Source organism: Mycobacterium branderi (assembly GCF_010728725.1).
GTDB lineage: Bacteria > Actinomycetota > Actinomycetes > Mycobacteriales > Mycobacteriaceae > Mycobacterium > Mycobacterium branderi.
In genome coordinates, this window is record NZ_AP022606.1 from 2,956,598 (window position 1) to 2,974,011 (window position 17,414).

At 68.7% G+C, this 17,414-nt stretch carries 15 protein-coding genes; 8 read left to right on the top strand and 7 right to left on the bottom strand.

Annotated features, from left to right (window positions below; all coding sequences use genetic code 11):
- Window positions 1–76: 76 nt before the first annotated feature.
- Window positions 77–829, bottom strand: coding sequence for a hypothetical protein (locus G6N47_RS15130; RefSeq protein ID WP_083132583.1), 753 nt, complete (start codon window positions 827–829; stop codon window positions 77–79).
- A gap of 146 nt (window positions 830–975) precedes the next feature.
- Between G6N47_RS15130 and G6N47_RS15135 the strand changes: the two genes are divergently transcribed.
- Together G6N47_RS15135 and G6N47_RS15140 are read left to right on the top strand one after the other, a co-directional pair.
- The gene (locus tag G6N47_RS15135; RefSeq protein ID WP_163659657.1) at window positions 976–1,536 is read left to right on the top strand and encodes a PadR family transcriptional regulator; all 561 of its coding nucleotides are present in this window, start codon (window positions 976–978) and stop codon (window positions 1,534–1,536) included.
- Complete coding sequence (locus G6N47_RS15140) at window positions 1,533–3,326, top strand: MFS transporter (protein ID WP_083132585.1); 1,794 nt, start codon at window positions 1,533–1,535, stop codon at window positions 3,324–3,326. Before G6N47_RS15135 ends, G6N47_RS15140 begins: the two co-directional genes overlap by 4 nt.
- On the opposite strand, the gene G6N47_RS15145 is transcribed toward G6N47_RS15140, so the two are convergent.
- Both G6N47_RS15145 and G6N47_RS15150 read right to left on the bottom strand, forming a co-directional pair.
- A complete protein-coding gene (locus G6N47_RS15145) occupies window positions 3,323–6,715 on the bottom strand; it encodes a TM0106 family RecB-like putative nuclease (RefSeq protein WP_083132586.1) in 3,393 nt (1,130 codons plus the stop codon). The two genes, G6N47_RS15140 and G6N47_RS15145, sit on opposite strands and share 4 nt — an antisense overlap.
- Window positions 6,716–6,806: 91 nt before the next feature.
- Window positions 6,807–7,382 (bottom strand): LppP/LprE family lipoprotein, encoded by a 576-nt coding sequence (locus tag G6N47_RS15150; RefSeq protein ID WP_083132587.1) that lies wholly within the window; start codon window positions 7,380–7,382, stop codon window positions 6,807–6,809.
- Window positions 7,383–7,427: 45 nt separating this feature from the next.
- On the opposite strand from G6N47_RS15150, the gene G6N47_RS15155 reads away from it, so the two are divergent.
- From G6N47_RS15155 to G6N47_RS15165, 3 genes are read left to right on the top strand one after another with little or no spacing between them, the layout of a single operon-like run.
- Entirely contained in the window at window positions 7,428–9,083 is a 1,656-nt protein-coding gene (locus G6N47_RS15155) for a DEAD/DEAH box helicase (protein ID WP_083132588.1), read from the top strand.
- Window positions 9,080–10,219: an acyltransferase family protein gene (locus tag G6N47_RS15160; RefSeq protein ID WP_083132589.1), complete on the top strand. Its 1,140-nt coding sequence runs from the start codon at window positions 9,080–9,082 to the stop codon at window positions 10,217–10,219. The genes G6N47_RS15155 and G6N47_RS15160 overlap by 4 nt, the downstream gene beginning before the upstream one ends.
- A 51-nt stretch (window positions 10,220–10,270) precedes the next feature.
- Window positions 10,271–10,999 carry a siderophore-interacting protein gene (locus G6N47_RS15165; protein ID WP_083132590.1) on the top strand — a complete coding sequence of 243 codons (729 nt, stop codon included), beginning with the start codon at window positions 10,271–10,273 and terminating at the stop codon, window positions 10,997–10,999.
- Here the strand turns inward: G6N47_RS15165 and G6N47_RS15170 are convergent.
- The 4 genes from G6N47_RS15170 to G6N47_RS15185 form a co-directional block, all read right to left on the bottom strand.
- Window positions 10,983–11,558 carry a TetR/AcrR family transcriptional regulator gene (locus tag G6N47_RS15170; protein ID WP_083132591.1) on the bottom strand — a complete coding sequence of 192 codons (576 nt, stop codon included), beginning with the start codon at window positions 11,556–11,558 and terminating at the stop codon, window positions 10,983–10,985. The genes G6N47_RS15165 and G6N47_RS15170 overlap by 17 nt on opposite strands.
- Window positions 11,558–12,781, bottom strand: coding sequence for a cytochrome P450 (locus G6N47_RS15175; protein ID WP_083132592.1), 1,224 nt, complete (start codon window positions 12,779–12,781; stop codon window positions 11,558–11,560). The genes G6N47_RS15170 and G6N47_RS15175 overlap by 1 nt, the downstream gene beginning before the upstream one ends.
- Window positions 12,782–12,812: 31 nt before the next feature.
- Entirely contained in the window at window positions 12,813–14,393 is a 1,581-nt protein-coding gene (locus G6N47_RS15180; RefSeq protein WP_083132593.1) for an FAD-binding oxidoreductase, read from the bottom strand.
- Window positions 14,394–14,482: 89 nt separating this feature from the next.
- A complete protein-coding gene (locus G6N47_RS15185) occupies window positions 14,483–15,802 on the bottom strand; it encodes an FAD-binding oxidoreductase (protein WP_083132647.1) in 1,320 nt (439 codons plus the stop codon).
- Window positions 15,803–15,911: 109 nt separating this feature from the next.
- Between G6N47_RS15185 and G6N47_RS15190 the strand changes: the two genes are divergently transcribed.
- The 3 genes from G6N47_RS15190 to G6N47_RS15200 are packed head-to-tail and all read left to right on the top strand — an operon-like array spanning window position 15,912 to window position 17,408.
- Window positions 15,912–16,157 (top strand): antitoxin VapB family protein, encoded by a 246-nt coding sequence (locus tag G6N47_RS15190; RefSeq protein ID WP_083132594.1) that lies wholly within the window; start codon window positions 15,912–15,914, stop codon window positions 16,155–16,157.
- Window positions 16,142–16,546, top strand: coding sequence for a type II toxin-antitoxin system VapC family toxin (locus tag G6N47_RS15195; RefSeq protein ID WP_083132595.1), 405 nt, complete (start codon window positions 16,142–16,144; stop codon window positions 16,544–16,546). The genes G6N47_RS15190 and G6N47_RS15195 overlap by 16 nt, the downstream gene beginning before the upstream one ends.
- 52 nt (window positions 16,547–16,598) lie before the next feature.
- Window positions 16,599–17,408 carry a uracil-DNA glycosylase gene (locus G6N47_RS15200; RefSeq protein ID WP_083132649.1) on the top strand — a complete coding sequence of 270 codons (810 nt, stop codon included), beginning with the start codon at window positions 16,599–16,601 and terminating at the stop codon, window positions 17,406–17,408.
- Window positions 17,409–17,414 lie beyond the last annotated feature (6 nt).

The following is a 17,414-nucleotide window of genomic DNA, read 5'->3' on the forward strand; positions in this document are numbered from 1 at the left end:
CGCCTGCTGTGCCGGCGCAACTCCCAGCTGCGGCGGACTTGACGATGGCCGCCCCATAAAGGCTAGCTCTTTGCCGCTAACCCGCGTCGCGAACCGTCGGCAGCAGGTGCAGCGTCACCGGCCAGCGTGCCGGGGGCTCGCCGAATGCCTTGCGGGCGTTGCGCACGATCTTCTTGCCGACCAACCGGTTGCCGATCGCCCCGACCAGTGCGCCGATTCCCACCGGCAGCAGCTTGCCGAACAGCAGCGCTCCGCGCCGCAGCGTGTAGCGCTTGACGGCGTATTTGAGCAACCGCGAGTTGAGTTGCGACACGGCGGGCATCGGCAGCGACGCCACCCCGTCGGACAGCCACGCGCCGCTGGTGCGGCCCGGCCCGATCAGTTCGGCGAGCGCGTGCTTGCTGTCGTCGCCGACCAGGATGGACAGCACCAGGGCGCGGCGGCGCTCCCGGTCCTCGATCGGGACGCCATGCACGGCGGCGACGGCTAACGCGAAGAACGCGGTGGCCTCGAGGAACACGGCGGTCTCCCCGGCGGCTGCAGAGAGCGCGGCAAGCGTGCCGACCCCCGGCAGCGCCGCCGCCGAACCGACCGCGGCGCCGCTGGCCATCACCGCGGCGAGGTAACGCTTCTCCAGCTTCGCGACGACGGTGGCCGGTGCGGCCCCCGCGCTGGCGCGCCGCAGCCGGTCCACGTAGGCCTTGGCGGCCGGTCCCTGCGACCGGGACGCACGTTCGATGACATGCGCCAACGCGCGAGCGGACGCTTTGGGTTTGCCGTTGCCGGCTGTCTGCGGGTCCGCCGTCGACCCGCTCCGTCGGGCGTTCATGGTGCCTCCGTTAGCTGGAATGGCGTCACTTCAGGCTAGCGCCGGCACAGTCGAAGGCGGGGGAGGCGTCGCATCCGATTACTCCACCCGGAATAATCCGGTCCGGTTATTCCGGGATGCGGCGAGCCGAACGGGGCGGATGGTCGATGGCCTACGAATTGACGGCATTGGGTATCTCGGTGTTGGCGCTGCTGCGGCAGCGGCCGATGCACGGCTACGAGATGTTCCAGACCTTGGTCCGCCGGCAAGCGGACCGCATCGTGAAACTCCGGCCGGGTTCGCTGTATCACGTGGTGGACCGGCTGACCGAGGAGAAATTGGTTCGCCGCGCCGCAACCACCCGGGCAGGCAACCGGCCCGAGCGCGCCGTCTACGAGATCACCGACGCCGGGACCGAGGCGCTGAGCGAGCGCGTACGCGAGTTCGTGGCGACGCCGGGCGACGAGTTCCCGCAGTTCGTTGCGGCGCTCGCCGCGATCGATACTCTCGATCTGGATGCCGCGACGACTGCGGTCGACGATCGGGTCGGGGCTTTGGAGGCCCGCGCCGCCGAGATCACAGCGCTGCGGGACGCGGGGACCACGCCGGGCGCCGGCTATCGGGTCGCCTTCGACTACTTGCTGGCGGCAACGCGGGCCGAAATCTCGTGGCTGCGCGGATTTGCCGACTCGCTGCGGGTGAACAGCCGAGACGAGGTGCCGACATGACCACGGCGACGAGCAGGGCGCGCGCCCAGCGCACCGCTGCCGTGACGTCCAGGAACCGGGGGAATACCCCGAACCCGTGGCACGCGCTTTGGGCCATGATGGTCGGCTTTTTCATGATCCTGCTCGACTCGACCATCGTCGCCGTTGCCAACCCCAGCATCATGGCCAAGCTGGAAACCGGCTACGACACGGTGATCTGGGTGACCAGCGCATACCTGCTCGCGTACGCGGTGCCGTTGCTGGTGGCCGGTCGACTCGGAGACCGGTTTGGTCCCAAAAACCTGTATCTGGGAGGGCTGGCCGTATTCACCGTCGCGTCGTTGTGGTGCGGCGTGTCCGGCAGCGTCGGCATGTTGATCGCTGCGCGGGTGGTACAGGGCGTCGGCGCCGCATTGCTGACCCCGCAGACCCTGTCGACAATCACCCGCATCTTCCCGCCCGAGCGTCGCGGCGTGGCGATGAGCGTGTGGGGCGCCACCGCCGGCGTCGCCACTTTGGTGGGCCCGCTGGCCGGCGGTGTCCTGGTCGACGCGATGGGCTGGGAGTGGATCTTTTTCGTCAACGTCCCGATCGGCGTCATCGGCCTGGCATTGGCGGCCTGGCTGGTTCCGGTCCTGCCCACCCATATGCATCGCTTCGATCTGGTCGGCGTCGCCTTGTCGGGGGTGGGGATGTTCCTCATCGTCTTCGCCCTGCAGGAGGGCCAGTCCGCGGGCTGGGCGCCGTGGATCTGGGCGGTGCTCGTCGCCGGCATCGGGTTCATGGTCGCGTTCGTCTACTGGCAGTCGATCAACACGCGCGAGCCGCTGATCCCGCTGGACATCTTCCGCGACCGCGACTTCAGCCTGTCCAACCTCGGAGTGGCGGTCATCGGATTCGCCACGACGGCGATGATCCTGCCGCTGATGTTCTACGCGCAGGCGGTGTGCGGACTCTCGCCGACACGCTCGGCGCTGCTGACCGCGCCGATGGCGATCACCAGTGGCCTGCTCGCCCCGGTCGTCGGCAGAATCGTCGACCGCACTCATCCGCGGCCGGTGGTCGGTTTCGGGTTCTCAGTTCTGGCCATCGCGCTGACCTGGCTTTCCATCGAGATGACGCCGGGCACGCCGATTTGGCGGCTGGCGTTGGTGTTCGTCGTCATGGGCGTCGGGATGGCGTTTGTCTGGCAGCCGCTGGCCGCCACGGCGACGCGCAACCTGCCGGCGCAGCTGGCCGGCGCGGGTTCGGGGGTGTACAACGCGACACGGCAGGTCGGCGCCGTGCTGGGCAGTTCCAGCATTGCCGCGTTCATGACCCTGCGGATCACCGCGGAGTTGCCGCCGATGCCGGGCGGCCTGCACCCCGAGGCGACCGAGGACCGCGGGGCGCTGCAGTTGCCGGAGTTCCTGCGTGAGCCGTTCGCCGCTGCGATGTCCCAGTCGATGCTGCTGCCGGCGTTCATCGCGCTGTTCGGGGTGGGCGCAGCGCTGTTCATGGTCGGCTTCACCGCGTCGCCGGCCCGTCAATCGCAGCCAGTCGAGGGCGACGCCGGGACCGAGCGGATCCGGGTGATGCCGAACGTTTCGGACGATTTCGACGACTACGTCGAGTACGTGGTGCCTCGTGCACCCGAGCCGCGCGTCGACGAGCACGATACCGAGCCGATCGGGTTCGCGCACAACGGTTTCCATGTGGACGATGCGCAGCGCGTCCGGCCCGTCGCGGAGTTCCCGCCGCCACCGCGCAGCAGGCACTACCCCGCCGATCCCGATGACGCGCCCGGCTACGGCCGACACTCGTACGACTAGCCGTCGGTCAAAGCCAGGAATGCGCCCAGCTCGACCAGCCCCGACGGCGTGGCGGGCAGGTACTCGGTGAGCGTCTCCGCCCGCACGATCAGTGCCGCGTACTGCGCACGGCTGACCGCAACGTTCAACCGATTCCGGTTGAGCAGGAACGGGATTCCGCGCGGGATGTCCTCGATGGACGACGCGGTCATCGAGATGAGGACCACCGGCGCCTGCGCGCCCTGGAACTTGTCGACGGTCCCGACGCGGACGTCGCCGAGACCGGCGGTCGCCAGTCGCTGCCGCAGCAGCACCACCTGGGCGTTGTAGGGCGCCAGCACCAGCACGTCGGTGGCCCGCAGCGGCCGGGTGCCGTCCTCGTCGGTCCAGGACGAGCCCAGCAGTCGCCCGATCTCGTCGGCAATCGCGTCGGCCTCTTCCGGGCTCTCCGTCGAATTGCCCTCGTGGCGCACCGAAAGCACCTGTACCCCAGGAGAATAGCCGTCGAGACGACGCGCGGCGGTGCGTTCGACATGGGAATGCAGCCGTCCCTCGTAGGCAAGCCTCGACACCGGCCCGCAGATCGCGGGATGCATCCGATAGGACCGGTCCAGGAAGTAGCCGCGTTCGGCCGGCAACGTGCGCTGGTTCTCGACCAGCCACCCGAGTGCCGACGTGTCGACCGGTTCGGGATGGGTGCCCTGGCTGACTTGCGGCAGCTGCTGTGGATCACCCAGCAGCAGAAGGTTTCTGGCCGCCGGTGCCACGGCGATGGTGTTGGCCAGGCAGAACTGGCCGGCCTCGTCGATCACCAGCAGGTCCAAATTGCCCGGCGGCACCCGAGTGCTGTTGGCGAAATCCCATGCGGTGCCCCCGATCACGCACCCCGCGGTCCCGGCGACGAAGCCGGCGTACTCGTCCTCGTCGATGTGCTGCCAGGTCGGATCGTCACGGTCGTGTCGCTTCTTGGCCACCCGCTGCGGATCGATCCCGACCGCGACCGCGCAGTCGAAGAGGTTCTCCACCACCGCGTGTGATTGTGCGACCACACCGATCCGCCAGCCGTGTTCGGCGACCAGTTGCGTGATGGCGCGCGCCGCGGTGTACGTCTTGCCCGTCCCCGGCGGCCCGTGCACCGCCACGTACGACGAATCCAGGTCCAGCAGCGCCGCGACGATGTCCGCAGCGGTGTCGGTACTGCGTGGCAGCGAGGCGCCGCTGCCCAGGCGGGGGGCCCGTCGCAGCAGAATGTCGACGATGGCGGTGTCGGGGAGTCGCGGCAGCGCGGCAGCGACCTCGGCCGCCGTGGCCTCGATCGATTCCCGCAGCTTCGTCGTCGCGATCGGCGGCCCGGGTGCAAGCGCGAAGGGTAATTGATGAAACATGTTGCCGTTCTTGGGTGTTCGTTCCAGGACCACCACCTCGGTGGGCACCGCCGGGTCGTCGGCCTCGACGACCTGGGCGTGGCCGGCCGCGCGACGGTCGGGATCGTCGGTCATGCCTTCGGGCGCCGGGGGCTCGTAGAGCGCGAACACTGTCGAGCTGAGTTCGCCGCGGGCCAGCTCGCCGGTCAGCCGCACCCTGCGCTGCGGCTTGCGGGCGCGCGGCGGCTGATGCCAGTCCACCGCCACGGCGGCTTTGTCGACGACGAAAACGTCGCTGTTGTCGGCCCATTCCTCGAGCGGATAGTTGAGCCGGTCGAAATGCGCCCACCAGAACGGCTTGTCCTCGCGCCGGTGATAGCCGCGCGCCGCTGCAAACAGCGCGACCGCCGTCTGCTCGGGAGTGCGGTCCCCGACGGACGCGAAATCCGCCAGTGTCACCGCCAGCGCGTCGTGTTGCTCGACGCTGCCGCCATCTGAGACAGGTTGGGCGCCAAGCGGTGTGATGCCGCATTCGAAGGCCCGCATCAGCAGCCAGTCGCGCAGTGCCCGGGTTGACCGGCAGTCGTAGTGGTTGTAGTCCTCGATCTCTTTGAGCACCGTCGCGGCTTCGTCGTCGCGGCCGTCGGCGCGCAGCTCGCAGAACCGGGCGTACTGGGTGATCGAATCGGCGGCGGTGGTCACGTCCCCGGAACGCAGCTGCCGCCCCATGAACAGCGGCTCGAGCGCCTTGAGGCTGAACGAGTCGGCCCCCACCCGGAAACTCTTGCGCACCAACGGATACAGGTCCACCAGGATGCCGCTGCGCAGCAGATCGTCGACGTCGTCCTCGCCGACGCCGTGCCGACCGGCTAGCCGCAGCAGCGCGGTCTTCTCGTAGGGGGCGTAGTGGTAGATGTGCATGTTCGGGTAGCGCTTGCGGCGCTTGGCCACCATCGCCAGAAAGTCCGTCAACGCCTGCCGCTCGTCGGCGCGGTTATGCGCCCACAGGGGGCGGAAACCGCCGCCGGCGTCCAAAACTCCGAACAGATACTCCAGACCCCACTGCCTGCCGTCGGCGGTCCACAGCGGGTCGCCCTCGAAGTCGAAGAACAGGTCGCCGTCGTCGGGGTCCGGTAATAACGCCAGCGGCTGTGGATCGGCGATCTCGAACTGCGGCTCGCCGGTCTCGCGTTCGACCACCTGCAGCCTGGCTTGCGCGGTGAGCTTGGCGAGCGTGCGGGGCGCGAAGCCGGGCACCGGCCCGGCGTGGCCGGCCAATTCGGCAACAGTGGTGACGCCCGCGTCGATCAGCTTGGCTCGCTGGCTGACGCGCATGCCGGCGACCAGCAGCAGGTCGTCGCTGAGCCGGACCTGCTCCTCACACTCCGGGCAGCGGAAACACGCCCGCACGCGTTCGTCCTCCCAGCGGACCGGTTCGGTTGCGGCGTAATGCTCGTCGAGCAGCCGCTGCACCAGCGCGCGTTGAGAGCGATAGACCGGGATCAGCTCGTCGACCGCGTAGCGTAAGACGGTGCCGTCGCCGAGGATCAGTTCGGCGTCCGGCGCCACCGGCACGCCCGAGCGGCTCAGCGTGTCGGCGTAGGCGGCCAGTTGCAGCAGCGCGGTGACCTTGGCCGAGCGGGCCAGTTTGGTGTCGGCGACGCGGTATCGGCCGTTGTCGCGGACCAGGAAGTCGGCGAACCCGACGAAGCGGCCGTCGAACATCGCCGCCTGGTACACCACCGGTGCGCCGTCGGCGATCGCGCGCCGAGTGGCCTCGGCGGCGGCGGTCAGCCCGGCGATCGTGTAGGCCGGACGACCGATGACGGCGACCGCGTCGCCGAATTCGGCACGGAACTCCTCGAGTTGCCGTTGCTCGTGCTCGCGGCCGAGATCGGCAGTGCGGGCGAGCAACTCGTCCTCGACGGTGACCGCGGGCCCGCGGCCCAGCTTCGCATCGAAGGCGCGCAGCAGCGCGTATTCGCAGCGGGACGCGGCCGCGAGATCCGACGCGCTGTAGATCACGCCGTCGTCGGTGACGAACACAGGGCCACCCTAAGTGAAGGCACCGACAACGCCGCGGACCTTTCGCCCGCGAGCGTGCGCAAACCCGGGAACGCTCGAGGCGCAAAAGGGGTCAGCTGGCCGTGTTGCCGATCAGCTCGACCCCGTTGCCATTCCAGTGGAACTTCACCACGCTGGCCAACCCGCTGATACCGCTGGCGGCGGTCAGCGCCACCGTGTCGCCGGTGGATTGCGACGTGTCCACGCCGTTGAACCCGTAGGTGTCGGGCACTCCTTGCGGGATGTATTTGCCGAGATGAAACATCACCGCCCTGGTGTTGGGGTTCGCGGCGTTGGTATTGGCCTTGACGATCACCGCCGACAGCTGGGCGCACTGGTTGTAGTTGCCCGCCAGCGGCTCGGGATTCCACGGCTGCTGGCTGCGCGGGTCACGCGGCAGCTCGGAGACCGCCCTGGCGATGGCGGGGTCGGCGAGGTCGATCGCGCAGGGGTCGGCGGGCGCGGCGGAGGAGGTGGGCGGCGGCGGGGCAGCGCGTGACGCGCCCGGTGTGCTGGCCGGATGGGGGGTGCTGGCCTGCGGCGTCTTGGCGACGGTCGAGTCGCCCGATCCGCAGCCGGTCAGCGTCGACGTGGTCAGCACGGCAGCAACGGTCAACCGCTTCCACACAACGCTGCACCGTACCGGCATCGGACTCGCGGGTGTGGCAGGCGCGGCCACTAGACTCCTTGGGAAATGGCTTCCCCGGACGACGCGCCCGTCACATTCGCCGACCTGCAGATTCACCCCGCGGTGCTGCAGGCCGTCGTCGACGTCGGCTACGAGTCGCCGTCGGCCATCCAGGCGGCGACCATTCCCGCGCTGATGGCGGGCTCCGACGTGGTGGGCCTGGCGCCGACCGGCACCGGCAAGACAGCGGCGTTCGCCATCCCGATCCTGTCCAAGATCGACACCGCCAGCAAAGCGACCCAAGCGCTGGTGCTGGCACCCACCCGCGAGCTCGCGCTGCAAGTGGCCGAGGCGTTCAGCCGCTACGGCGCCCACCTGCCGCAGATCCACGTGCTGCCGATCTACGGCGGCTCGTCGTATGCCGTGCAACTGGCGGGGCTCAAGCGCGGCGCGCAGGTGGTGGTCGGTACCCCGGGCCGCGTCATCGATCACCTGGAACGCGGGACACTGGATCTGTCCCGAGTGGACTATCTGGTGCTCGACGAGGCCGACGAAATGCTGCAGATGGGCTTCGCCGACGACGTCGAGCGCATCCTGTCCGACACCCCGGAGTACAAACAGGTCGCGCTGTTCTCGGCGACGATGCCGCCGGCGATCCGCAAGCTCACCGCCAAGTACCTGCACGAGCCGCTCGAAGTCACCGTCGAAACCAAAACCGCTACGGCGGAAAACATTTCGCAGCGTTACATCCAGGTCGCCGGCCCCCGCAAGATGGACGCGCTGACCAGAGTGCTCGAGGTCGAGCCGTTCGAGGCGATGATCGTCTTCGTACGCACCAAGCAGGCCACCGAGGAGGTGGCCGAAAGGCTGCGCGCGCGAGGGTTTTCCGCGGCAGCCATCAACGGCGACATCGCGCAGGCGCAGCGGGAGCGGACCATCACCGCGCTCAAGAATGGCAGCATAGATATCCTGGTCGCCACCGATGTGGCCGCCCGTGGACTGGACGTGGACCGGATCTCGCACGTGCTCAACTACGACATCCCGCACGACACCGAGTCGTATGTGCACCGGATCGGCCGCACCGGCCGGGCCGGACGGTCGGGCACCGCGCTGCTGTTCGTCTCGCCGCGGGAACGCCATCTGCTCAAGGCAATCGAGAAGGCGACGCGGCAAAAACTCACCGAGGCCGAGCTGCCCAGCGTCGAGGACGTCAATGCGCAGCGGGTGGCCAAGTTCGCCGACTCGATCACCGACACGCTCGGCTCGCCGGGAATCGAGCTGTTCCGCAGTCTGGTCGAGGATTACGAACGCGAGCACGACGTCCCGATGGCCGACATCGCGGCGGCGCTGGCGCTGCAGTCCCGTGACGGCGACGCGTTCCTGATGCAACCGGAGCCACCGCCCGAGCGGCGCCCGAAAGAGCGCCGCGACAAGCCGGTCCGCAAGCCGAAAGACGGCTTCGCCACCTACCGCATCGCCGTCGGCAAGCGGCACAAGGTCGGCCCGGGAGCGATCGTCGGCGCCATCGCCAACGAGGGTGGTTTGCACCGCAGCGATTTCGGCCACATCACGATCGGGCCGGACTTCTCATTGGTGGAGTTGCCGGCCAAGCTGCCGCGCTCGACGCTCAAAGCGCTTGAGCGCACCCGTATTTCGGGAGTACTGATCAATCTGCGGCCCGACAATCGTGGCGCCAAGCCCCGCCGGAAACACGCCGGATGACGGTATTTGACGCCACCACCGACCAGGGCGGACTCGAGCAGGTCTCCGGCCCGGACCGGGTCGCGTCGCTGACCGGTATCCGCGCGGTCGCCGCCCTGCTGGTGGTCGGCACGCACGCCGCCTACACCACCGGCAAGTACACCCACGGCTATTTCGGACTGGTCTGTGCACGCATGGAGATCGGGGTGCCGATCTTCTTTGTGCTGTCCGGGTTTCTGCTGTTTCGCCCGTGGGTGCGCTCGCTCGCCACCGACGGCCCGTCGCCGTCGGTGAGTCGCTATGCGTGGCATCGCGTTCGGCGCATCATGCCGGCGTACGTCGTCACGGTGCTGGCCGCCTACGTCGTCTACCAATTCCGCACCGCCGGGCCCAATCCCGGCCACACCTGGATGGGGTTGTTCCGCAACCTCACGCTGACGCAGATCTACACCGGCAACTACCTGGACTCGTACCTGCATCAGGGCCTCACCCAGATGTGGAGCCTCGCAGTGGAAGCCGCGTTCTACGTGGTGTTGCCGCTGCTGGCCTACCTGCTGCTGGTGTGGGTGTGTAAGCGTCGGTGGCAGCCGGTGCGGATGCTCGTGGCCCTGGGCGCGTTGATGTTGATCACCCCGGCGTGGATTGCCTTCGTGCATGCCGCCACCTCCGTGCCCAACGGGGCGCGGCTATGGCTGCCCACCTATCTGGCTTGGTTTCTCGCCGGCATGATGCTGGCGGCGCTGCAGACGATGGGCGTGCGCTGCTACACGATCGTCGCGCTGCCCCTGGCGATCATCAGCTACCTGATCGTCTCCACCCCGATCGCGGGCGCCCCGACGACGTCGCCACAGGGGCTGCCCGAGGCGCTGGTGAAGTCGGCGTTCTACGCCGCCATCGCCGCGCTGGCAGTCGCGCCGCTGGCACTCGGTGACCGCGGCTGGTACAGCAAGCTGCTGGCGAGCCGGCCGATGGTGTGGCTCGGCGAGATCTCCTACGAGATCTTCCTGATCCATCTGGTGACGATGGAGATCGCCATGGTCGAGGTGGTGCGCTACCCGGTCTACACCGGCTCGGTGGTCAACCTGTTCGTGGCGACGCTCGTGATCACTATCCCACTGGCCTGGCTGCTGCACCGGTTCACCCGCGTGCCGAGCTAACTGTGTTAGGTTAACCTTCCCTAAGTCGTGAGGGAAGGTAGCTTGACGCAGATGGCCGAACAAAAGGGATCCCGTGGCTTCGCGGGCGCGGTGCTGAAGCTGTTGCGAGCCGGTGACTACCGGCTGACGGTGACCGGTAAGCGGGAGATCAGCCCGCACTACCTGCGGCTGGGCTTCGACGCCGGCGGCATGCTCGCCGAGCACCCGGTGCACCCGACCATGTGGATCCGGATGTGGTTCGCCGACGGCGACAAACAGCATCAGCGCGGGTACACGCTGGTCGACCCCGACCCCGCCGCCGACACCTTCGACATCGAGTTCGCGCTGCACGGCGGGATTGCGTCGCGGTGGGCGCAGGACGCGCAACCCGGCGACACCATCGAGGCGACGGTGTTGGGCAGCAAGTTCGCCATCCCCGAGCCACCGCCCGCCGGGTACGTCATCGTCGGCGACACCGCGTCGCTGCCGGCGATCAACTCGCTGCTGTCGGCGATCGGGGACGCGCCGGCACAGGTTTTCCTCGAGGCCGGCTACGACGACGACAAGGACTTGCCGGTGGCCCGCGACGCGAACATCACCTGGGTGGACCGCAAGAACGCCGGCGAAGCGCTGGTGCAAGCGGTGCGGTCGGCGGCGTTCGACGCGGGCGACCACTTCGGTTGGGTGGCCTGCGACCACCGCACGACGCGGTCGGTGGTCAAGGTGCTGCGCGACGAGTTTGGCATCCCGCGCAATTCCATTGCGTCGCGGGCGTATTGGATGGCTAACCGGGGAGCGTAGTCCCCACCACGATCGGGGCGACGAACTCCTCGATCATCGCCTGTTCGTCGGCTTCGTCACGGCCGGGGAAGATCAGCAGCGACACGATGACCCGCACCAGCCAGCGGGCACGGCGTTCGGCAGCAGCCGGGTCCTCGGGCCCGAGCGAGGTGACGAATGCCGCAACCATTGTCGTGATCACCTCGGACCGGTCGGCCATCTCACCACCGATCGGCGACTTGGCGAACCATGCAGCCAGGGCCGGACTCTGTCGTACCAATGCGATCGAGCGGGTGATACCGGCGATCAGCCGGTCGTGGGGATTGTCGATGTCGGCGAGGCTCTCGGTCATCCGGCGGTACACCGCGTTGGCCTCGCGATGCACGTACGCGGTGTACAACGCCTCGCGATTCTCGAAGTAGCGATAGAGCGTCGCACGCGAACATCCTGCGGCGCTGGCGATTTCGTTCATCCCCACCGTGCTGGGATCCTGGCGGGTGAAGAGCTGCTCGGCCGCGTCGAGAATCCGGTCCGCGGCCACCTCGGTGCGCCGCTCCGCCAGCCAGTCGGTGCGGGGCATCACGACCTGACCTTGAACGGCACCGACAGCGGACGCCGCACATAGCTGCCTGCCGACCATACGATGCCGGATTCGTCGACTTCGAATTCCGGACAGCGCGAAAGCAATTCGGTCAGTGCCACCCGCGACTGCATCCGGGCCGCGGCCGCGCCCAGACAGTGGTGTGCGCCGTGACTGAAGGTCAGGATGTTGCGCGGGCAGCGGCGCACGTCGAGCTCGCCGGCATCCGCCCCGTATTGGCGCTCGTCGCGGTTACCCGAGCCGTAGAGCAACAGCACCTTGCGGCCGGCCGGCACGGTTGTGTCGCCGATCGTCACGTCGCGAGTGGTGGTGCGGGCCAGACCTTGCACCGGCGAGGTCAGCCGCAGCAGTTCGTCGACCGCGTCGGGAATCAGGTCGGGGTCGTCGACCAGCAGCTGTCGCTGGTCGGGCCGCTGGTGCAGCAGTTGCACTGAGCCGCCCAGCATTCCGGTGGTGGTGTCGTTGCCGCCGGTGACCATCGTGAAGGTGAACGCCAGCACCGACAGCGTGCCGGCGATGTCGCCGTCGGCGCCGACCCCCGCCGCCACCAGGTGCGAGATCGTGTCGTCCTCGGGTTCACGGCGGCGCCGCTCGATCAGCCCGGTGAAATAGGCCATCATCGACCCGACCGCGTCGCCGGCGGATGCAACGCCGGCCTCGGCGGCGTTGGCCGCGACGATGGCCTGGGTCCAGCCGTCGAACTGGGCCCGGTCCTCCTCCGGAACGCCCAGGTAGTGCGCGACGACCATCGACGGTAGCGGCTTGAACAGCTCGGCAACGATGTCGCCGCCGCCCTCGGCGCGCAGCCGCTCGAGGCGCTGCACGACGAACTCGCGCACCTTCGGCTCCACCGCCTCGACCTGCCGGGGCGTGAAACCGCGCGACACCAGCGTGCGGAACTCGGTATGCACCGGCGGGTCCTGCATGACCATCGGCGGATTATCTTGCAGCCCAATGAGTTCCATGTCGCCGTAGGTGACGGTCAGCCCGTGGGCGGACGAGAACGTCTCGTGGTCGCGCGCGGCTGCCCAGATGTCGGCGTGCCTGGACAGCACGTAGTAGTCCTCGTCGGGCCTGCCCGCCGGCACCACGTGGTGCACGGGGTCGTGATCGCGCAGCGCTTTGTACATCGGCCACGGGTTGGGCCAGGTGTCGGCCGTCGCGAGCTCAAACCGGGCCTCGTGAGACAAACTCGTCGTCATGTCTTATTTGTACGACAGTCCTGCCTATCTGTCAACCGCCGATCAGCACGCCGGGGTTGAGGATCCCTGCAGGATCCAGTGCGGCCTTAGCGGCGGCCAGCGCGCCCGCGAAGGGGTCGGGGCGTTGCCGGTCATACCAGGGTCGGTGGTCGCGGCCGACGGCGTGGTGATGGGTGATGGTGCCGCCGGCGTCGATGATCGCTTGCGAGACAGCGGCTTTGATATCGTCCCATTGACTGACCGTGCTGCCCCAACGACCGGCTGCGTAGATGCCGTAGTAGGGCGCCGGGCCGTCGGGGTAGACGTGGGTGAACCGGCACGTCACGACGCCGGCGCCGCAGACCTCGGCGATGGCGGCGCGCGCCGCGTCGGTCACGGCTTGGTGCAGCGACTCGAAACCGTCCCAGGTGCAAGCGGTTTCGAACGTTTCCACGACCATCGAGCGGCGAGCCAGGGCGTCGCGCTGGTAGGGCATCCGCAGAAACGCCGAGCGCCAGGTCGATGCGGCATCATCGGTTTGCGAATCTTTGCTGCGCCTGGCCGTGACGGTGCCGCCGTGGTCGGCGGCCAGTTGCAGCGCGCGCTCCAGCCAGACGTCGACGGGATGGTCCGCGGATTCGAACGCGACGAGCAACAGGCCTCCGCCGGCAGTGACGCCGGCGTTGATGAAAGCCTCGGCGGGATCGAGAAGCCGGCAGTTAGCGGGGTACAGCCCGGCTTGGGCGATCGCCCGGGTCGCCGCGACCGCCTGCTGGTGCTGCTCGAAGGTGATCGACGCGGTGACTTGCCAGCGGGGGCGGTGTTGCAGCCGCATCCAGGCTTCGGTGATGATGCCGAGAATTCCCTCGGAGCCGAGAAACATCCGGTCCGGCGACGGCCCCGCACCCGAGCCGGGCAGTCGCCGCGACTCGACGACGCCGGATGGAGTGACGAGCCGCATCGACTGGGTGAGGTCGTCAATGTGGGTGTAGAGCGTGGCGAAGTGCCCGCCGGCCCGGGTGGCGAGCCAGCCGCCGAGGGTGGAGTAGGCGAACGACTGCGGGTAGTGCCGCAGGGTCAGCCCGTGCGGGCGCAGCGCATTCTCCAGGGCGGGCCCATAGATGCCGGCCTGGATCCGCGCCGCGCGACTGACTGGGTCGACGTCGACGACGCGGTCGAGGTGGCCGAGATCGAGTGAGACTGCGGGCCCGTCGAACCGGGGCTCGATGCCCCCGACGACCGAGCTGCCGCCGCCGTATGGGATCACGGCCGTCGCGGTGGCCGAACACCAATCCAGCAGGTCGACCACGTCCTGCTCGGTGCGAGGCCGTGCGACGAGGTCCGGCACGTGCGCAACCTGCCCCAGCAGGTTGCGCACCACGTCCCGGAACGCCTTCCCCCGGGTATGCGACAGCCGGTCGACGGGGTCGTCGTCGCACAAACTCGCCAGCGTGGCCGGCGGACGGACCCGCGCTGCAGCGATATCCAGCGTCGCCGGGTCCGGTGGGGCATGGTCGGTGAAGTCGTGGCCGGGCAGCAGGGCCGCGGTACGCGCCACCAGATCGGCGCACTCGGCCGCCGTCAGTTCCTCGGCGCTAGCGCCCCAACCCCACCAGGATCGCGCTGTCGACATGTGAATTCCTCCCTCGACCCGCTGCCGAGTGGGAATCTGACGACGCGACACGCGGCCCAGCCGTCGCCAAATTCACAGTCGGCAAGAACTCAAATGCCCGAGCCCGGGTTGAGGATGCCCAACGGGTCGAGCGCGTCCTTGATGCGGCGGTTGAGCGCCATCGCGTCCGGACCGAGCTGGTCGGCCAGCCACGGCCGCTTCAACCGGCCGACGCCGTGCTCACCGGTGATCGTGCCGTCGAGGCGCAAGGCGAGGTCCATGATCTCGCCGTAGGCCAGCTGCGCGCGTTCGGTCATGGCCGGGTCGTCGTGGTCGTAGACGATCAGCGGGTGGGTGTTGCCGTCGCCTGCGTGCGCGATCACGGAGATCATCAGTTCGCGCTCGGCGGCGATCCGGGCTATCCCGCTCACCAGGTGGGCCAGCGCCGGCACCGGCACGCCGACGTCTTCGAGCAGCAGCGGGCCCTTGGCCTCTACCGCGGGGATGGCGAACCGGCGGGCGGCGACGAACGCCTCGCCCTCTTCTGGGTCGTCGGTCGAAAACACTTCGGTCGCATCGTGTTTGGTGAACACCTCGGCGATGAATTCGGTGTCCTCGCTGCCCGCGCGGCCCCGTTCGTCGGAGCAGGCCAGCAGCATCGCGGCCGCGCCGCGGTCCAGGCCCATCCGCAGCTTGTCCTCGACGGCGTTGATCGCCACCGAATCCATGAATTCCAGCATCGCCGGACGAATCCGGGAACTGACCGCGAGCACCGCCTCGGCGGCGGCTTCCACAGACGCGAAATTGGCGACCACCGTGCAGGACCGGGGTTGCGGCGGCACTAGCCGCAGTATCACCTCGGTGATCACGCCGAGGGTGCCTTCGCTGCCGACGAACAACTTAGTCAGCGACAGCCCGGCCACGTCCTTGAGCCGGGGGCCGCCCAACCGCACCGCGGTGCCGTCGGCCAACACCACCTGCACGCCGAGCACGTAGTCGGTGGTGACGCCGTACTTGACGCAGCACAGCCCGCCGGCGTTGGTGGCGATGTTGCCGCCGATGCTGCAGATCTCGTACGACGACGGGTCGGGCGGGTACCAGAGCCCGTATTCGGCGACGGTCTTTTTCACCTCGGCGTTGAGCAGCCCGGGCTGACACACCGCGGTGCGGGTGACCGGGTCGACGACGATGTCGCGCATCTTCTCCGTCGACAGCACGATCCCGTTGTCGACGGCGGTGGCCCCGCCGGAGAGGCCCGTGCCGGCGCCGCGCGTCACCACCGGCACCCGATTCGCGCTGGCCCACCGCATGACGATCTGCACGTCCTCGGTGCGGCGCGGCCGCACCACCGCTAGGGGCTTTCCGGCCGAGGGGTCGAACGCGCGGTCCTGCCGATAGCCCTCGGTCACCGCCGGGTCGGTGACCACCATGCCTTCCGGCAGTTCGGCGGTTAGCTGGGCCAAGGCATCCACAACGCGATCCTACGAGGTAGCCGACCTCCCCATTGCATACACAGATCCATGCATGTATACATGCACCATGGCGACCAAGACGATCTCGATCGATCTCGAGGCGTACGAGCGCCTTCGGGAGGCCCGGCGTTCGCCGAACGAATCGTTCTCCCAAGTCATCAAGCGTGCGCACTGGCGTAACGAAGTCCCCACCGCCGCAGCGCTGCTCGGTGCCCTCGCTGAGCTACCGACCATTGGTGACGACGTACTCGAGCGCCTCGATCAAGCGCAGCGCATGGACACGCCACCCGAGGACCAGTGGCGCTCCGGCTGAGCATCGACACGACGTTCCTCATCGACCTGCAACGAGAGCGATCCGCGGGTGATGCCGACGGCCCGGCGCATCGGCTCCTGAAACGCTCCCCGGATGCCGAGCTGTTTTTGTCGACGATCGCATTGGGCGAGTTCGCTGAAGGGTTCGACCAAGCCGACAACCCGGTCGTCACAGCAGTACGCGAAGGACACACCCTGGTCCCGGTCGACGATCAAACGTCGTTCGTCTACACGAAAGTCGTTCGCGGGCTACGCAGTCGCGGCGAGCTGATAGGCAGCAACGACCTCTGGATCGGTTGCACCAGCCTGCGTTTGGGCGTTCCGATCGTCACCGCGAACGTCGCGGATTTTCGGCGTATCGACGGCCTGGGCATCGTGCAGTACCGGTGACGTCCTGGTGCAGAGTAGAGCGGTGAAGCTCGCCCATCCGCGTACCGGAGCGATGTTCGAGTCGCCGGTGCCGCCCGGCACCGGCTGGCCCGGCGACCCCGCCACCCCGGATACGCCGATCGCGTCGACGCCGGCGCAGGTCGTCGCGATGGCCGAAGCCGCCGAGGCGCCTGGGCAGCTCGACGCGGAGGTGTCGGTATGCCGGGCCTGCCCGCGACTGGTCGAGTGGCGCGAACAGGCCGCGCGCACCAAGCGCCGGTCGTTCGCCGATCAGCCGTACTGGGGCAGGCCGGTGCCGGGCTGGGGCGCCGAGCGCCCCCGGGTGCTCATCGTCGGGTTGGCGCCGGCCGCCCAGGGCGGCAACCGGACCGGCCGGGTCTTCACCGGTGACCGGTCCGGCGACGTGCTCTATGCCGCGATGTATCGGGCAGGGCTGGCGAATTCACCGATCAGCGTGGACGCCGCCGACGGCCTGAGGCTCATCGGCACTCGGGTGGCCGCGGCCGTGCGCTGCGCGCCGCCGGACAACGCGCCGACACCGGTCGAGCGAGCGACCTGCGCGCCGTGGCTGGCCGCCGAGTGGCGACTCACCGGCGGCGACGTGCGGGTCATCGTGGCGTTGGGGGGCTTCGGCTGGCGGTCGGCGCTGGAGATGGTCCGCTCCGGCGGCGGTCAGGTGCCGCGGCCGCAGCCGAAGTTCGGCCACGGCGCCACCGCCGCACTGCAGGCCGGTCACGGCGAGGTCACGCTGCTCGGCTGCTATCACCCCAGCCAGCAGAACACCTTCACCGGCAAACTGACCACCGCGATGCTCGACGATGTCTTCGGCCGGGCCGCGGCGCTGGCAGGACTATCCGAATGACCGAAG